At 45.5% G+C, this 17,398-nt stretch carries 16 protein-coding genes; 1 reads left to right on the forward strand and 15 read right to left on the reverse strand.

What is annotated here, in order from left to right:
• Positions 1-3 precede the first annotated feature (3 nt).
• From FE296_RS24190 to FE296_RS32985, 13 genes are all read right to left on the reverse strand, one after another.
• Complete coding sequence (locus FE296_RS24190; RefSeq protein WP_133386851.1) at positions 4-906, reverse strand: glycosyltransferase; 903 nt, start codon at positions 904-906, stop codon at positions 4-6.
• Positions 907-952: 46 nt separating this feature from the next.
• Positions 953-1,975: a glycosyltransferase gene (locus FE296_RS24195; RefSeq protein WP_150366608.1), complete on the reverse strand. Its 1,023-nt coding sequence runs from the start codon at positions 1,973-1,975 to the stop codon at positions 953-955.
• Positions 1,976-1,986: 11 nt separating this feature from the next.
• Complete coding sequence (locus FE296_RS24200) at positions 1,987-2,931, reverse strand: glycosyltransferase family 2 protein (protein WP_150366609.1); 945 nt, start codon at positions 2,929-2,931, stop codon at positions 1,987-1,989.
• Positions 2,932-2,952: 21 nt separating this feature from the next.
• Positions 2,953-4,020 (reverse strand): glycosyltransferase family 4 protein, encoded by a 1,068-nt coding sequence (locus FE296_RS24205; protein ID WP_150366610.1) that lies wholly within the window; start codon positions 4,018-4,020, stop codon positions 2,953-2,955.
• Between the two features lie 38 nt (positions 4,021-4,058).
• Positions 4,059-4,538 (reverse strand): PssE/Cps14G family polysaccharide biosynthesis glycosyltransferase, encoded by a 480-nt coding sequence (pssE, locus tag FE296_RS24210; protein WP_150366611.1) that lies wholly within the window; start codon positions 4,536-4,538, stop codon positions 4,059-4,061.
• Entirely contained in the window at positions 4,535-4,993 is a 459-nt protein-coding gene (gene pssD, locus FE296_RS24215; RefSeq protein ID WP_036611329.1) for a PssD/Cps14F family polysaccharide biosynthesis glycosyltransferase, read from the reverse strand. The genes pssE and pssD overlap by 4 nt, the downstream gene beginning before the upstream one ends.
• Entirely contained in the window at positions 4,990-6,366 is a 1,377-nt protein-coding gene (locus FE296_RS24220; protein ID WP_150366612.1) for an O-antigen ligase family protein, read from the reverse strand. The genes pssD and FE296_RS24220 overlap by 4 nt, the downstream gene beginning before the upstream one ends.
• A gap of 34 nt (positions 6,367-6,400) precedes the next feature.
• The gene (locus FE296_RS24225) at positions 6,401-7,099 is read right to left on the reverse strand and encodes a sugar transferase (protein WP_036611331.1); all 699 of its coding nucleotides are present in this window, start codon (positions 7,097-7,099) and stop codon (positions 6,401-6,403) included.
• Positions 7,005-7,997: a UTP--glucose-1-phosphate uridylyltransferase GalU gene (gene galU / locus FE296_RS24230; RefSeq protein ID WP_317889426.1), complete on the reverse strand. Its 993-nt coding sequence runs from the start codon at positions 7,995-7,997 to the stop codon at positions 7,005-7,007. The genes FE296_RS24225 and galU overlap by 95 nt, the downstream gene beginning before the upstream one ends.
• Before the next feature lie 187 nt (positions 7,998-8,184).
• Positions 8,185-8,862 (reverse strand): CpsD/CapB family tyrosine-protein kinase, encoded by a 678-nt coding sequence (locus FE296_RS24235; RefSeq protein ID WP_091015443.1) that lies wholly within the window; start codon positions 8,860-8,862, stop codon positions 8,185-8,187.
• The gene (locus FE296_RS24240; RefSeq protein WP_036611336.1) at positions 8,843-9,592 is read right to left on the reverse strand and encodes a YveK family protein; all 750 of its coding nucleotides are present in this window, start codon (positions 9,590-9,592) and stop codon (positions 8,843-8,845) included. The genes FE296_RS24235 and FE296_RS24240 overlap by 20 nt, the downstream gene beginning before the upstream one ends.
• A 38-nt stretch (positions 9,593-9,630) precedes the next feature.
• Positions 9,631-10,389 carry a tyrosine-protein phosphatase gene (locus tag FE296_RS24245; RefSeq protein ID WP_105597655.1) on the reverse strand — a complete coding sequence of 253 codons (759 nt, stop codon included), beginning with the start codon at positions 10,387-10,389 and terminating at the stop codon, positions 9,631-9,633.
• Positions 10,390-10,544: 155 nt separating this feature from the next.
• The gene (locus tag FE296_RS32985) at positions 10,545-10,949 is read right to left on the reverse strand and encodes a hypothetical protein (protein ID WP_190945515.1); all 405 of its coding nucleotides are present in this window, start codon (positions 10,947-10,949) and stop codon (positions 10,545-10,547) included.
• Positions 10,950-11,327: 378 nt separating this feature from the next.
• Here FE296_RS32985 and FE296_RS24250 point away from each other — a divergent pair, with 378 nt between their 5' ends.
• Positions 11,328-11,696, forward strand: a complete 369-nt coding sequence (locus tag FE296_RS24250) for a helix-turn-helix domain-containing protein (RefSeq protein WP_017690127.1) — start codon at positions 11,328-11,330, stop codon at positions 11,694-11,696.
• A gap of 98 nt (positions 11,697-11,794) precedes the next feature.
• Here FE296_RS24250 and FE296_RS32990 read toward each other — a convergent pair whose 3' ends face one another.
• Complete coding sequence (locus FE296_RS32990) at positions 11,795-11,950, reverse strand: hypothetical protein (protein ID WP_017690128.1); 156 nt, start codon at positions 11,948-11,950, stop codon at positions 11,795-11,797.
• A gap of 230 nt (positions 11,951-12,180) precedes the next feature.
• A complete protein-coding gene (gltB, locus tag FE296_RS24255; protein WP_150366613.1) occupies positions 12,181-16,779 on the reverse strand; it encodes a glutamate synthase large subunit in 4,599 nt (1,532 codons plus the stop codon).
• Positions 16,780-17,398 lie beyond the last annotated feature (619 nt).

Consider the following 17,398-nt stretch of genomic DNA (forward strand, 5'->3'; position numbering starts at 1 on the left):
TCCTCATCCCTTACTGTTTTGACGAAGCGACCCAACAATCATGCCGTTTCGGTAACATACTTTGGCAAGCTGACGTGTGAACCGATCTGCATTATAAATGTAGATCAGTGAGGTTGTGATCCCCTGTGCAAGCTTGATGCCATGTTTGGCCGTACGCACAACACCACGATCCTGATCACGAATGGCATCACTCACACCTTGCCAATAGATTCGGCGCAGAAACCAGTTCTTTGTCGTTCGCTCTTTGGCTACTTTATGTTGTACCGCACCATACGGCGTGTAGTATACCTTGAACTTTGTCCGTATTCTTGCAATTAATTCACTCTCTTCACTGGAGAGAAGGTTGTTCCCCACTCTTCCAAGATCTTCACGGAAGGGAGCCAGTTGATCAAAGACGGATAAACGAAAAGCCACATTTGCCCCAAATGGAATATAAGGACTTTTCATTTCAGTGACTTCATCTGCAAAATCCAGAATGGTGAATAGCGACCTGTTCTCCGGTGGAATCCACATTGGCTCAGGCACTTCCCAGATCGGGTCAATCTTGCCTCCGACACAACCGATGTTTTCATTCATCTCAAACACGCTAACAATTTGGCGAATCCAATCCCTGCAAGCAAAGGCATCATCGTCAAGGAACAGGATATACTCGCCGCGCGCCTCGTGAATGGCCCGGTTACGGGCTACGGACAACCCTTGCTTTTCTTCCAACACATAACGGATCGAATGGTTTTCATGCTGCAAGATGGTTTGGAGCACGATTTCCCGTGTGTTGTCTTTCGAATTGTTATCAATGAGTATGATCTCATAGTCGCTGCTTGCGTAATTCTGTTGTATTGCACTTCGTATGGCCTCTACCGCATCATGTGCACGGTTATACGTACAGATCGCGACGGTTACCTTCATCATTTCATCCCCATATTTTTCAATTAGGTCCACCTGTTCATCTGTACTAACTGGAGTACAGGGTAAGTGTCCTTTGGGCAATCACTGGCCAATCCAGCCGCTCCAACGCTTTGACAAAACCACTGCCTTCCTGAAACTCCGATTGTTTTAATCGGATCATATTCATCGCTTTAAGCAACCCATCCGGATCCGAAGGTTCGTAGAGGACCGCACAATCTTCGGGCAGGTATTCCTCCAATAAGCCAATCCGTGGTGCCACCACCGGTTTACAGAAGGTCAATGCCAGAATCGCACTACCGGAAGTTGCAATTTGCTTGTATGGAAGAATGATCGAATCGACTGCATCGAAATAGTCCGAATATTCATCATCTTCGATGAAATGAAAATGGGTATGGATATGTCCACTCTTGAGAAATTCATCTCCAAGGTCATAGTCCTTTACCTTTTTGCCAGCAATCAACAGATGGGCTTGTTCGGAATCCAGATCCTTGAAGGCCTCCAGCAAATCATCCACGCCTTTGTAAGGCGACACCTGACCGAAGAAAGCATACACATAACTATCCTCCGGGATGCCAAACCGGGAGCGGATATTCACGCCTTTCCCCTGATACACTCCCTTGTAATGTCCATGAGGAATAACCTCGATCCGGCTAGAATCAATCCCAAAGGTCGAACAGATCTCAGAGATCAGGGGTTTGCCCATGACAATCAGCTTGGAGCAGTTTCGGACCAGTATTTTTCTCATCCAATAATCGAAGCGCGTCTTACCGCTGTTGTGAGGCCAGATGTTATGCACCGTCCAAAACAATTTGGCCCCGCGCAAACGTGCAAAACAAATCATCAATACATATAGGATGGATTTGATCACTGTTGACAGCACGGATGAACCTCTGTAATAGAAGCTGGGCCAATGAAAATGCAGCACATCATTTTTTCTCAGTTTGATTAGATCTTTTTTGGTAAACTGTTTTACTTCCCATCCCTTATTCTCAATGGAATCGGATAACAGCTCATTGAATTTATTGTTTTCAATCATCTTAGGCAGCATATACACCGTCGGATTTTCCATCCAGGCACCTCTTACTTTAGTTTCATTCGCACAGGTTCCTCTGTATACGTTCCAACTGCGCGCCTTGCATGAAATCTCATCAGAAATCCTTGCATCATAATTTTGGTATTACGCTTGAGCAGCACCCAATCTTTCCACCAGGGATACAGCGATAGTGCTTTTTTCAAATAAACGTTATTGCGAAGTGTATTTCTCGACCATTCGAGCATTCGATAATGGTGTAACTGACGACGCTTCTGTTCCATGGACATGTCATTGTAGTATTTCAATATAATCTTGCGTTGGCCCTTGTACTTGGCCGTTGTAGAGGTTGAAATTCGTGGACCACTGTGGATGTTGATATCCACCAGCGGTTCTTTCACATTCACGGCGATGTAGCCTCGTTTCAATATACGCAGATAAAAGTCATAATCCTGAGCGGATGTCAGATTTTCATCGAATCGAACTTCACGGGCCAGTGAAGTAAGTACCATGATTTTGGACGTTTCCCCAATCCAGTTGAATGTAAGCAGATCCTCATACCGGATAACATCGCGAGGTTCCACCGACAATTTCCGTTTGACCACCTGATGCTGCTCATTCGTGTATGCGAGATACTTGCTGCAAAAAGTGAATGATTCCTGTGTACGCTCCAGCACTTCCGCCTGAGTTTTTATTTTGTCAGGCATCCATTCATCATCATCATCCAGGAAGGCAATGTACTTGCCATTGGCTTGGGATATCCCTACATTCCGTGCATGGTTGGCTCCTTTGGGATATGGAACCCGGATGTACCGAATCCGTGAATCGTCCCGGGCCCAAGCCTGACAGATCTCTGGCGTCTGATCTTCTGATCCATCATCCACAATGAAAATTTCCAGATACGGATGTGTTTGCTCTCGTACACTTCTCAACGCATTTTTCAATAAATCGGCCCGGTTATGGGTCGTAATGATGCAAGATACCAAGGGGTTCATTTCATCACCTTTTCCTGTTCACTAAGATACCTTCACTTGAAGTGCATCATATATTCCTGATAATCTGCCTACGAGAAGATTCATATCGAACTTATCCGATATAATCTCTCTGTTATGCGAACCCATTCTTGCTCTAACCTCTTCATCCGTGATGAGGTATTCCAGCGCTGATGTCAGCCCGTGCACATCTCCCGGCTCGATTAACAGCCCATTATGACCGGATGTAATCACTTCGGGGATGCCTCCGACGGTGGTCGATATAATGGGCAAGCCACAATTCATTGCTTCAAGTATGGCCATAGGTAATCCCTCATGATAAGAAGGCAGGACCAGTAGATCCGCTTCCCGCATCAGCTTTTCCTTTTGCTCTCCGTTAATCCAGCCGAGTACATTGACACGATCCTCTATTCCATACTGCTGCACGATTGCTTTGACTTCTTCGACTTCGCCATCCCCTGCCAGATTGAAGGTAGCTGTAACGCCTAGCGCCTTCAATTGCTGAATGGACTGAAGCAGATCGTAGACTCCTTTTCGCTCACCGAGTCTGCCCATGAAGAGAGCATTAACGGCTGCTTGTTGTTCTCTTACAAACGGTTCTTTGACAAAGACCCCGTTATAAAGAACCTCAATCGCTGTCTCCGGCACAATCGTAGCAAAGTAATCTTTCCACGTCTGGGACAAGACAATCAACTTGTCTGCCTGATTCAGAATGTAGTGACAATACTTGCGCTGCAGAGCAAATTGATTGTAGAAATCATCAAAGCTGGCCGCATGAATATGCAGAATAACTGACTTTCGAAACAACTTTCGTGCCGTTAGCAGAAATAGAGACTTCCGATAAAAGCTCCCGTTGTTCGCCATATGAATATGCACGATATCCGGCTTAAACGTGTACAGTTTCATCCAGAATTGAATGAATCCCCGTATAAAAATAAGCAACCGTGAGAACACGCTGCCCGTGATATACGTTTCGACCCGCTGCATGGCGTACATTTCCGAGATGGAGGAATCCTCAATGTTTTTGATGACACTCACAATTCCGCCCATATCCTTCAAGGATGATCCAACAACCAATACTTTTGGTTTCATGATAGACTCCTTTTTTTCATGGTTAATCTTCAGACCACTTACAGACTATTCACGTAATTTTTAATGGATGAGATCAGATCAGACTGTTTTCTCACATAGGGCTGGAACGTCAGCTTCTCTATGCAAGGAACCAACTTTTGCAATTCAGCCCGACTCTCCGCGACGGCCACATAGCCGTTTTCCTGAAAAACCTTGGAGATTTCAAGCTGATGGTCATCCACATGCTCGCCCCATTCTTTCCGGCGTGGAATGACAATAACGGGCTTGCCGCGTTCAAGACTATTTGTAATGGAGCCAACACCCGCATGAGAAATAATGCATCTGCTGCGTTCCACATATTCATTCATCTCTTCCTGGGTGAGGAAAGGAATCACAGTGAAATTTCGTGGCTGATACTCGGTATATCCGGATTGAGCAACAACCTCTTCTTCAATAATTCCTGCCTCAATCGCCTCATCAATAAGCTCAAACATCCGATTGAAGGGAAACCGCTGGGTTCCAACGATAGCAAATATCAAAATAAAGCCCCCCTGTATTTTGCATTGGGATAGCTATCCTGCAACGTTTCCCATTGGATGAAGAACTCATCCGAGATTTTGTACATCAATCTCCCGGTTGCGCTGGAGGAATAGATTTTGGCATAACTTTCGATATAAATCAGCTTGGCACCGAAGATTTTACCGATAAGGCAAAAAGGGTAGGTAGCTCCGGCCCCTGTTGTAATGATCACCTTTGGACGCTCACGCAGATATAGAAAGAACGACTTGATAATATTAGCCACAAAGATTAGTAAAAACATCGCATTTTTACGCTCTTGCTGCATTAAGAAGTATACTTTGCCCTGTGCAGAATCTACTTTTCTGCTTTTATTCTTCTCGGTAATCAGGAAATAATCATGTTCTTCAACCGCAGGAATAATTTTGGTTAATTCATCAAAATGACCTCCTGTAGAACTGATCAAACAGACCTTCATGTTCTAATCTCCTTTGAAAAGGATACGTCCTTGGCTCGCTGTATCTGTATATCCACTTCTGCTTCAGCCCCTGACTTGGAATGAACTCCATTTCCGGTAGCATATAACGCGTTCAGGAAGATACAGAATGGAGCAATCAGATGAACCGTGGACAGGGTATTGTCAAAAAAGGAATAGGTCAGGAAACCAATAATCATACCGGCAAAATACAACCGGATCATGCCGCCCAATCGGAAGTAAACAGCCCGAAACACCAGCAGCAGCGATAGAAACAACAGGATGGCTCCAACTAACCCGCCATCGTAATAAAAACGAATGTATTCATTATGAGGAACAACGAATCCAGAAAAAATACTTCCATCATTTGCTACAAGAGTTGAGCCGAGTCCACGTCCAAATATCGGATACTCATTTGCTTTGCCAATAAAATAATTCCAGGCTACATCCCTTCCCGACAGCCCTTTGCTCTCTGACCTCATCTCATAATTGTCCCACTGCGCAATCACCATATAGGCCACAGCGACAACGAACAGAATGAGAGGAATAATGGCACTGACTCTGCCTTTGATGAAGGCTTTCAGTTGATCAAAAAGATAGACCAGAATAATCGGAATAAGCGCAATAAGTGGCCCCCTTGTTCCCGTCTGGACCAGAATGACCAGATGTGTCAAGGTAAGCATGTAATACAGAACAACCTGATGGCCTTGCTTGATCTGAATCAGACAGACACAGATCGAGATAAAACACAACATGGCCAGATGCGCGGCGATGTTAGCTCCCTGTAACCGGGTTACACCCGACATCTCCAGGTTAGTAATGGACAATATGCCGACGAGTTGCAGAATATAACCACCAGCCAGACTGAACAGCGGCAACCATGCGAGTACACGTATAATTCGTTGACTGATTTCTCTTGAAAAATGGGGCATCAGCAACAAAAAAGGAACAATGACTCCCAGAAAGGCCTTGAATGGATCGAGCGGACTAACCTTACTGGGCAGATCAGATAGAAAATAACTCTCCACAAATAAAAAACCAATCGCCAGTGCAGGATATATCAGATCTTTGCGAATTCCAAAGCGTAAAAAAAGAGAGACGACAAAACCCAGAATCGCCAGCTTGTAGAAGGACAGCGAATCCAGTCCTGCCAGATGAATGCTAAATATTTTGTCAATGGACAATGAAAAACTTACGATGAGAATCATAAAAATCCAGCTGGGCTGTTTAATATAAACGCCCAGCAGAATCACAACTATGAGTGCAACAACCGAGACTAGCGGAAGATAGATTGCTGCGAAGACAATTACCAGCGAAAAAAGAATGATATTAAACGACTTCATATTCAATGCAGCAAGTATACCGGTCTTTTGCATATCTGCTATGCCACCTCAAAGCCAGAATCGTGTTTCAAAACGCATCCTTCGAACCTACCAGCACCTTGAACGTTCTGAAGATAATTTTGATATCCACCATCATGCTGCGCTCACGGGCATACGTCAGATCCAGCTCTACCATTTCTTCAAAACCAACACTATTTCGTCCGCTGACTTGCCATAATCCCGTACATCCCGGGATCATCTGAAGACGTTGTCTGTCATAGGAAGTGTAGTTCTTCACTTCTCTGGGCAGAGCCGGTCTGGGTCCAACGAGACTCATCTCTCCTCTGAACACGTTCCACAACTGTGGCAACTCATCCAGACTGGTTTTCCGAATGAACTTGCCAATCCGGGTAATGCGGGGATCATTTTTCATTTTGAACATATTCCCGTTCACTTCATTCTGATCAATCAGCTGTTCCAGCAGATCTTCTGCATTCGCAACCATGGACCTGAATTTGTACATGTGAAACTCTTTTCCATTCTGTCCTACCCGTACCTGACGAAAAAAAACAGACCCCTGCGGGGCCTCGATTTTGATCAGTAATCCGATGACCGCAAACAAGGGGCACAAAATGATTAAACCTATGAAAGAACCCAGCAAATCGAGCATTCTTTTCATAAATAGATACACTTTATCCGCATTTTGTCCTGACATCGTTGATGCATTGTACCCCAGACTTGGGTCCATAACAATCTCCGCTTCCTTCGATTGGGGAGATGGACTCATTCAAACTCCCCCCGGCTGCATGTTCTACCGACTCTTTTTCCAAAATTTGTTGCAGAGCTTGCAGCATAGGAATTCTAAGTTCCTGTTTTTGCAGAGCGAAGTCGATGGTTGTCAAAATGAATCCCAGTTTCTCGCCCACATCATAACGTACTCCCTCGAAATCGTAAGCATACACTCCTTGTGTCTCATTTAGGCGCTGAATCGCGTCTGTTAATTGAATCTCTCCCCCTTGACCAATCTCTTGTTGCTCTAGATGTTCGAAAATCTCTGGACTCAGTACGTATCTCCCCATAATCGCCAGGTTGGAAGGCGCTGTGCCTTGGGCAGGTTTCTCTACGAACCTGAGAACCTCTGTCAAACGGCCATCCGATTGAAGCGGGTCCACAATGCCGTATCTGTCTGTTTGTTCAGCAAGTACGGTTTGTACGCCAACAATGGAATGTTGAACCTGATCATATTGATCAATCAATTGTTTGGTGCATGGAACTTCCGATACGACGATGTCATCTCCGAGCAACACGGCAAAAGGTTCGTCACCGATAAAGTTACGTGCACACCAGACAGCATGACCAAGTCCTTTGGCCTCTTTTTGTCTTATGTAGTGGATATCCACATTAGAGGATTTGCGAACCTCTTCAAGCAGGCCCAGCTTCCCTTTTTCCAGCAAGTTATGTTCCAATTCAAAAGCATTGTCGAAATGATCTTCAATTGCCCGTTTCCCTTTACCAGTTACGATGATGATGTCTTCGATTCCAGAGGCAATGGCTTCCTCAACGATATACTGTATAGTTGGTTTGTCCACAATAGGGAGCATTTCTTTGGGCATCGCTTTTGTGGCTGGCAAAAATCGTGTACCTAGTCCAGCTGCAGGAATGATTGCTTTTCTCACTTTTTTCATAAATACCACCCTATCCTCTTTTTTTTTAGTTTGATAAAAGTTGAACCAGGGCATCTAACCCGTCCTCACGTCATACCTTCGACGATTAACGTCTAAGGTTCATTGAACCCACAGCATGACCGAGTGCCTACAGTGATAAAGGTGCAGTAGACATTACCTGTTTACTTGGGAGCATTGGATGGAAGGTTTACTTCTCTCCGTAGCCCACCGGAACTGCAACGTTTTTGATATTGTTCAGGATTGCGCCCAGGATTCGTGCATTCACATGCTCCAGAGCAGCCTTGGTCTTCTTCACCAGTTCCTTCTTGACCTTGCCCGAGTTCACGACCAGCAGCACGCCATCACACAGCGAACTCACAATGAGTGCATCCGTTACCGCGAGCACCGGCGGTGTATCAAACATGATGACATCATATTGATCCTCTAACTTCTCAATCAGCCTTTTCATCCGGTTGGAACCGATCATCTCGGAAGGGTTCGGCGGAATTGGACCAGAAGTGAACAATTGGAGATTGTCGATATAGCTCTCTCTAAGTACGTCTTCCACACTGTACTGATTAGACAGCACACTACTCAGACCGATATGATTGGGTACGGAAAACACCTGGTGCAAGGAAGGATTACGCAGATCCGCATCAATCAGCAGAACTTTTTTGCCTTCCTGGGCATAGGTTACCGCCAGGTTGCTAATGGTTGTGGTCTTGCCTTCGCCGGCTTCGGCCGAAGCCACCATGATTTTTTTGATATGACTGTCGATTGAGGAGAACTGGATGTTGGTCCGTAATTTACGGTATCCCTCCGAGATTTGAGATTTGGAGTTAAAATAGGTCACCAGACTGTTATTTTCATTGGTTAGCCGCGACATATTTGCCATCCCCCACTTTCTGTTGAGATACGTAATTTTTCGTATTTTTCAGATCATCTTTTTTCATTTTGGATATAACCGTAAGCACAGGCAGGCCCAGCTCTTTTTCAAGTTCAGTTTCGGATTTGAATGTGTCATCCAGATAATCCATCAGGAATACAAGTGCAATCGCGAGCACAAGACCTGCGAACAGACTGACAATGATGCTTAATGTGGTTTTCATATTGATTGGAGATGCGTTACTGTCCACTTTTGCTTCACTGAGGATAGCCACATTATCGATTTTCATGATTAGGGGGATTTGAGATTGGAATACGTTGGAGATGGCATTGACCGTTTTTGCGGCTTTTTCGTAGGTAGTCCCTTGTACAGTTATGCTCATCACTTGGGATTCGCTGGCTGTAGAGACGGAGGTGCTGTTCATGAGCTGTGCAGAGGTTAAGCCTAGGTCCGGATACGTAGTAGCGACTTTATCCATTATGGCTGAAGATTTAATAATTTCTCTGTATGAGTTAATGAGTTTGATATTGGTTTGAATCATGCTAAAATCCATCATCGCCTGGCCTTGAACATTAGAGGTCTGGTTCACGATCAGTTTGGAACTTGCCTCATAGATCGGCTGGGTGAAGAAAATGCTTTTAACCCCTGCACCCACACCGGCTATCAAAGCAATTGCAACAATCAACCACAGTTTCTTTTGTAAGAGTCGAAAATATCCTTTCAGTTCCACTTTCATTCCTCCTATACGTTGTGATCTATCCTATGTAACTACCAGATGGACAGTAGCCATTTGCGAGGTTTCCAGCGTTCTGTGACCAGACACGAATTCGATAGAATGTGCGACGCATTCTCTGCCAGCCGCTTAACGGCTTCAGCTCCAAATCGACGCTCGATGGCCCGCTCCCCTTCACTTATGGCAAATGTCCTTTTGCACGTATCATGTGCATCTGATGAAATGAAATGAAACCCGTTTTCTTTGCAAAAATGAAAACACCACTGCCGAACTTTCCGTCCGAAAAGCCCAGTGAAAGATTGAGCTGTGAGCTGACATAGTCCGCCTTGACTCAAGTAATCAGCCAACAACCTTGGCTTCTTCAAAATGACACGATTACGTTCCGGATGAGCAATAATAGGGGTAATTCCCGCTATTCGTAATTCATGCAGTATCCTGGGGAACTGTGAGGGAATATGACCAAAGGGCAGTTCCAGCAACATGTAACGACTTCCGGCGAGTGTGCAGCACTTTCCTGCATATAAGTCTCCAATCAGGTTGTCATGCACCCTGATCTCCTGTCCGGGACGGATCTCCAGGCGAATGTTACGTTTGCGAAGTTCTGCATGAAGCAGGTTCACGGCCTGATTGACCACCATCGGTTCATTGTTGTATTGCCCGTTCAGGTGATGCGGAGTAGCAATAATGGAGGTAATTCCTGAGGCTGCCGCCTTCTCAGCCATCGCAACAGACTGCTCCATTCGAACAGGACCATCATCCAGGCCGGATAATATGTGGCAGTGCATTTCAACCATATCCAAACTTCCTGAAATAGTATGAGCCCCCTCGCCCCTTTATTCATTGCGCAAATGCTTTTGGTGTTAAAGAACTAATGCATAACGCTATGAAATATAGTAAAATGGCGTTAAGTACATGTTTTGTTCAGAAAATGTTAAGAATCGACTTGGAATTATATGGTGAAATCAATGTAATGATAGGGTTCCTGTAGAACCTTTTGTTCTGTTGCCTTTTCATACTGAAAACGGGAAACCGCGGGAAACTGAACTTCAGTAAGCATTGTGTTTAACTGTCCAGTTATATATAGTTTCTGTTCGTGCTGAATATGCAAGTTTGAATGATACATTGTGAGCTCTCCGAAGGGCTGTTTCCATTGCAACCTTGCGTGAAGTCTTACACATACATGTTGATCTTCAACATCCAAACCAATGAGCATTTCTGATGATACCGGCAAGTTCAGGTCGCTCAGGAAGGTGATTGCTTGAGTGTCCATTCCAAGTAACAGAACAGGGCGTCTTTTGCAGTCTACCATTTTCCCTTGAAACTCCTGAATGTACATATGGACATTTAATTTCATATCAGCCCATTCCTGAATTATTGAATACATGGTTTCATTCCTTTAGAATGGATTAGCCTACATGGACTGCCTCCACTTCCTTCTCACAGGTATATGGTCCAGGCAACAAGGAGATACTTAAAATATTCCAAATGATACATTTTGTAACTCCATACGTCCAATTTACGATACAATACGTATCATGTCAAGCGGTATTTGGACATGGTTCTTTTGATTTACGACAATTTGAGATGTCCTTAGACAGACCTATTTACAAATGGAAATGGGTTAAAGGAAACACATGAGGAGTTACTCTTTTGCAGGAAAGCTGCCCTGATCAAACACTTGGCTCAGGATTGTTTCAATATATATTTGATGTCGTTCAGGGGGAAATAGCTTATGAGCTACGGAAATCGCATTGCTGAATTACGGGAACAGCGGGGACTTACTCAAGAAGAACTTGCGAGCTCCATTCATATTACCAGAGCTGCTCTCTCCCACTACGAGAAGAACCGTCGTAAACCGGATTTCGAAGTGTTAACGAGACTTGCTGACATCTTTGAGGTGTCTATTGATTATCTTATAGGACGTACAAAGCAAAGCGATGTCGTGATGGATGAAGATGTACGTGAATTCGTTGATACCTTGGAGTTGTCGGATAAGGAAGTGTTGGAACGCTTCGATCTGATGATTGATGGGAAGTCCTTAACAGAAGAAGAGGCACGTCGTTTTATTGCGTTTGTCCGAATGGAACGCAGTATGGACTAGACCCGAAAAGAGGACCCAGTTCCCGAGAGATAACATCTCTGGCTTCTGGGCTTTTTTTGTGTCTTAAATTCCCTTTCATTCCATGCTTGTCTATTGTGTCAAGGACGCTTGTTGTTGACGGAGGATACGAAATGGTTCCAACGCTCCGGGTCGATTCCGCATTGCAGTAAAACCTTCATGATGTCCATCTGGGTTGCTTCGACTTGTTTACCTGTCGGCCTACGATCGTCCCTGTTTGGATGCTTCATATTCATTCCGCTAACCTCTCTTATCTTTATACTTTCCCTGCCCTCCAAAACTAGCCTTATTATACTTGAGAAAGTTCCTCGATGTTGTCGTCTCATGGCGATAACGTTTTTTGAAGGGGTTCTAATTTTGTCGAAAGCAAAATAGGAGCAATATGGTGCCGGAATGGCAACCATATTGCTCCTATTATTCTTAATACAACCTGTTCATGCACTTATACCTTTGAACAAGGAAGTTATTAACCTCCAGCACGTGCAAGTTCACGCATATTCGCTTCAAACGCTGCAAGAAGCGCTGCTTCTCCAGTCAAACCTGTTGCCTGAATTCGTTCGATCTGTTCTGTCATACGTTTGAAGTCCTTCGGAATAACCCGAACGAACTGATTCAGCGCATCTTGCCAGTTATCCAGAACGCGCTGACCGACAGCACTTCCTGTATTGGCAACATGACGTTGAATCATGCCTCGCAGATCTGCACTTTCGGCCACATCTTCGATACGCTCCAAAAGAACCATTTCCAGATTACAGCGTTTCAGGAATGTGCCTTCCGGATCATACACATAAGCAATACCTCCGGACATCCCTGCTGCAAAGTTACGACCTGTATCGCCCAGTACAACGACACGTCCACCTGTCATATACTCACAACCATGGTCGCCTACACCTTCAACGACTACTTTGGCGCCCGAGTTACGTACAGCAAATCGCTCACCCGCAATACCACGGATATATGCTTCGCCGCTTGTTGCTCCGTAGAGAGCCGTGTTACCGATAATAATGTTATCTTCCGCCTCAAACGTTGCTTTCGGAGAAGGCATCACGATCAATTTACCTCCGGACAGTCCTTTACCTACGTAGTCATTGGAATCCCCTTCAACGGTCAAGGTCATACCTTTAGGTACAAAGGCCCCAAAGCTTTGTCCGGCAGAGCCGACAAATTTGAATTTAACCGTATCTTCAGGCAATCCTGCGAGTCCATATTTGCGTGTGATCTCACTACCCAAAATGGTACCTACTGCACGGTTAACGTTTGTAATTGGAAGCACCGCTTCAACCGGTTGACCGGATTCAATAGCAGACTGTGCCAGTGGCAGCAATTGTTGCATATCCAGCGTTTCTTCCAATTGGTGATTCTGATGCTGTGTGCGGTAACGTGCAGAGCCTTCCGGCATTTCAGGCACGTGCAGCAATACAGACAGATCCACACCTTTTTTCTTCCAGTGATCTACGGCTTCTACCGTTTCGAGGCAATCTGTACGTCCGACCATCTCCTGAATAGTACGGAAACCAAGATCAGCCATGATCTCACGCACATCCTCAGCAACAAATCGCATGAAGTTAACCACATGAGCTGGATCACCCATATAATTTTTACGCAATTCCGGATTCTGTGTTGCTACACCAACTGGACAGGTATCCATTTGACAGACACGCATCATGATACAGCCAAGTGCAACGAGCGGTGCTGTAGAGAAACCATACTCTTCTGCTCCAAGCAAAGCTGCAATAGCCAAGTCACGGCCGTTAAGCATTTTACCGTCTGTTTCGAGGACAACACGGTCACGCAGATTGTTCAGCATCAACGTTTGATGTGTCTCTGCAAGACCTAGTTCCCAAGGCATACCTGCGTGGCGAATCGAACCTTGCGGTGATGCACCTGTACCACCGTCATAACCGCTGACGAGGATGATATCGGCACGGCCTTTGGCTACACCAGCTGCGATGGTACCCACGCCCACTTCCGATACAAGCTTCACGTTAATCTCAGCACGTGGATTGGCATTTTTCAAGTCATAGATCAACTCTGCCAGATCTTCGATCGAGTAGATATCGTGATGCGGTGGAGGTGAGATCAGACCTACACCTGGTGTTGAACCACGGACTTCAGCAACCCAAGGATACACTTTACGTCCTGGCAGTTGTCCGCCTTCACCTGGTTTAGCTCCCTGAGCCATTTTGATCTGAATTTCATCGGCATTAACCAAGTAGTTGGATGTAACACCAAAACGTCCGGATGCTACCTGTTTAATCGCACTGCGACGGGAATCCCCGTTGCTATCTTTAATGAAGCGAGCCGGATCTTCTCCACCTTCACCGGTATTGGATTTACCTCCAACACGGTTCATAGCAATGGCAAGATCTTCATGCGCCTCTTTACTGATCGAACCGAAGGACATTGCACCTGTTTTGAAACGACGCATGATATCTTCTACGGATTCAACTTCTTCGAGTGGAATGGAATCTCCAACTGGTTTCAGTTTCAGCATGGAGCGAATGGTCAACAGTTGATCATTCTCACCTTGTACAAGTTTGGAATATTTTTTATACAGCTTGTAATCCCCAGTGCGTACCGCATGTTGCAGGGTATGAATGGTTTGCGGATTGAACAGATGCTCTTCTCCGTCGTTACGCCATTGATAATCCCCACCGGAATCCAATACTTTATCGTTACCGTCTTTTTCCGTAAAGGCACGGTTATGATGTGTCAACGCTTCGGCTGCCACTTCTTCCAACCCAATTCCACCGATACGGGAAGGTGTCCAGGTAAAGTAACGGTCAACGAAGTCTGATTTCAGACCTACCGCTTCAAAGATTTGAGCTCCACGATACGATTGAATCGTAGAAATCCCCATTTTGGACAACACTTTAGTAACGCCTTTGGTAGCTGCTTTAATGTAGTTTTTCACTGCTTTCTCATGCGAGATACCACGCAGCAACCCTTGCTGAATCATGTCATCCAGCGTTTCAAAGGCCAAATAAGGGTTCACCGCACTTACACCGTAACCCAGCAGCAACGCGTAGTGGTGAATATCACGCGGTTCTGCCGATTCGAGCATAATGCTGACTTTTGTTCTGGTTCCCTGGCGAATCAGATGGTGATGCAGACCTGCTACAGCAAGCAATGCAGGAATGGCAGCATTCTCTGCGTCCACACCGCGGTCAGACAGGATCAAAATGTTATGTCCTTTGTCTATGACACGATCCGCAGCTTCGAAGAGCAAATCCATCGCTTTGCGAAGTCCTTCTGCTCCTTCCGCAGCGGTGAAGAAGATTGGAATCGTCATGGAGCGGAAGCCTGGGCGACGCACATGGCGAATCTTCGCAAAGTCTTCATTCGACAATACCGGTGTATCCAGACGGATCTGGCGACAGCTCTCCGGTTCTGGATTCAACAAGTTGCGCTCAGGTCCAATGGTTGTTGCCGTAGAGGTTACAATCTCTTCACGGATTGCATCGATTGGCGGATTGGTTACCTGGGCGAACATCTGTTTAAAGTAGTTGTACAGACGCTGCGGACGATCCGACAACACAGCCAGCGGTGCATCATAACCCATCGAACCCGTAGCTTCCATACCTGTTGTTGCCATGGGCTCCAGGATTTTACGCAGTTCTTCGAATGTATAACCATATGCCAGCTGAAGCTGGGTCACGTTATCATGTTTTGGATCAGGAAGTTCCGGTGCTTCCGGCAACTCGCTCAGATCCATCAAATGCTCATCAAGCCAATCCTGATACGGATTCTCGGCTGCAATGATTGCTTTTACTTCCTCATCCGCGATGATGCGGCCTTCTTGTGTATCCACAAGCAACATCCGACCTGGGCGCAGACGATCTTTGTACAGGATCTCTTCCGGTGCGATATCAAGTACCCCAACTTCTGAGGACAGGATAATACGGTCATCCTTGGTTACATAATAACGAGCTGGACGCAAACCGTTACGGTCAAGTGTTGCACCAATTTGCAACCCATCTGTAAAGGCCATTGCTGCTGGTCCATCCCAAGGCTCCATCATCGTGCTGTGATATTCATAAAATGCCTTTTTGGCAGGGTCCATTCCCTCATCCGTGCTCCAAGGTTCAGGAACCATCATCATGGCCACGTGTGGCAGGGAACGTCCACTCAGATACAGAAACTCCAGTGTGTTATCAAACATGGCTGTATCCGAACCGTCTGGATTGATGACCGGTTTTACTTTCGCGATGTCGTCACCGAACAACTCGCTCTCGAACAAGGACTGTCTAGCATGCATCCAGTTCACGTTACCACGCATCGTGTTGATCTCACCGTTGTGGATCATGAAGCGATACGGGTGGGCACGTTCCCAGCTCGGGAAGGTGTTCGTACTGAAACGGGAATGCACGAGTGCAATAGCCGATTCAACAAGGTCTTGCTGCAGATCCAGATAGAACTCTCCCACCTGTTCCGTTGTCAGCATGCCTTTATATACAATTTTGCGACAAGACAAGCTTGGAAGGTAGAATGAACCGCCTTCTGCTTCATCTGCCGAATAACGAATAGCCAGCTCAGCACGTCTGCGAATAACATACAGCTTACGCTCGAATCCAAGCTCATCCTTCACATCTGCTGATCTTCCAATGAACACCTGACGTACATAAGGTTTCGCTGCAAGTGCAGAACGGCCAAGCATTTCATCAAAAGTAGGAACATCCCGGAAACCCAGGAACGTCTGTCCTTCTTCTTCAATAATCTTCTTAAGGCTCTCTTCATGTGCACTACGGATGGCAGGGTCTTGGGACATGAACAACATCCCTACGCCATAGAAACCCTGTTCAGGCAATGCAAAACCAAGACGTTCCGCTTCCTGTGCAAAATAGCGATGTGGGATCTGAATCAGGATACCTGCTCCGTCACCGGAATTTGGTTCACTTCCCTGTCCTCCACGGTGCTCCATGTTACTAAGCATGGTCAGTGCCTGACTAACGATATCGTGTGAAGGTACTCCTTTAATGTTGGCAACAAAACCCATTCCGCATGCGTCTTTTTCGAACTGCGGGTCATACAGACCCTGTTTTGGAGGTAATCCGATGTGTCTCATGGAACGCAACCTTTCTATAATGAAGTATTTCGGAAAGATCAAGAACATAGGCAACAGGCAACAATGAAACGGGAGGAGCTGGCCTTTCGCTTGCGATAGAGCCTGCTAGATAGAAGAGGTGACAGCATGAGACTGTCAAAAATAATGCCTGCTATTGGGCAGAAGCCATTAAATGAGATGAGCTGATCCGGACGATCCGGCAAACAGCCTGTATAAATCAACACGCAGCCGCTGGCACGGCTACTGAAATGGAGCGACGTTTTTTTGATATAGTTCTATTATTTTAACACCGACCTAACATCAGCGCAATTTAAACTTTTTAATACCTCTGATAAGAAATGTTTTGCAGTACAGCTTTACAGTAGTGACGTTTAAATTCATCTCTTTTTCGAATAATTATACACTTTTTAAGCCAGAGTACAACTGATTTAAATTGCTGACAGAAGAAAATCGTTCCATGTACAGCCTAGGTTTATCCATAATTCCACCAAATTTTCACTGCTTAAGCCAGCGAAACTTTACTTCTCTATACATTTGTATACAAAATAGCCTGCAACCCCTTTTTGGGGTCACAGGCTATTTGCACTATTTGACTACTATATTGCATAATTTCACTACA

Source organism: Paenibacillus sp. UASWS1643 (assembly GCF_008693195.1).
Lineage (GTDB): Bacteria > Bacillota > Bacilli > Paenibacillales > Paenibacillaceae > Paenibacillus > Paenibacillus amylolyticus_B.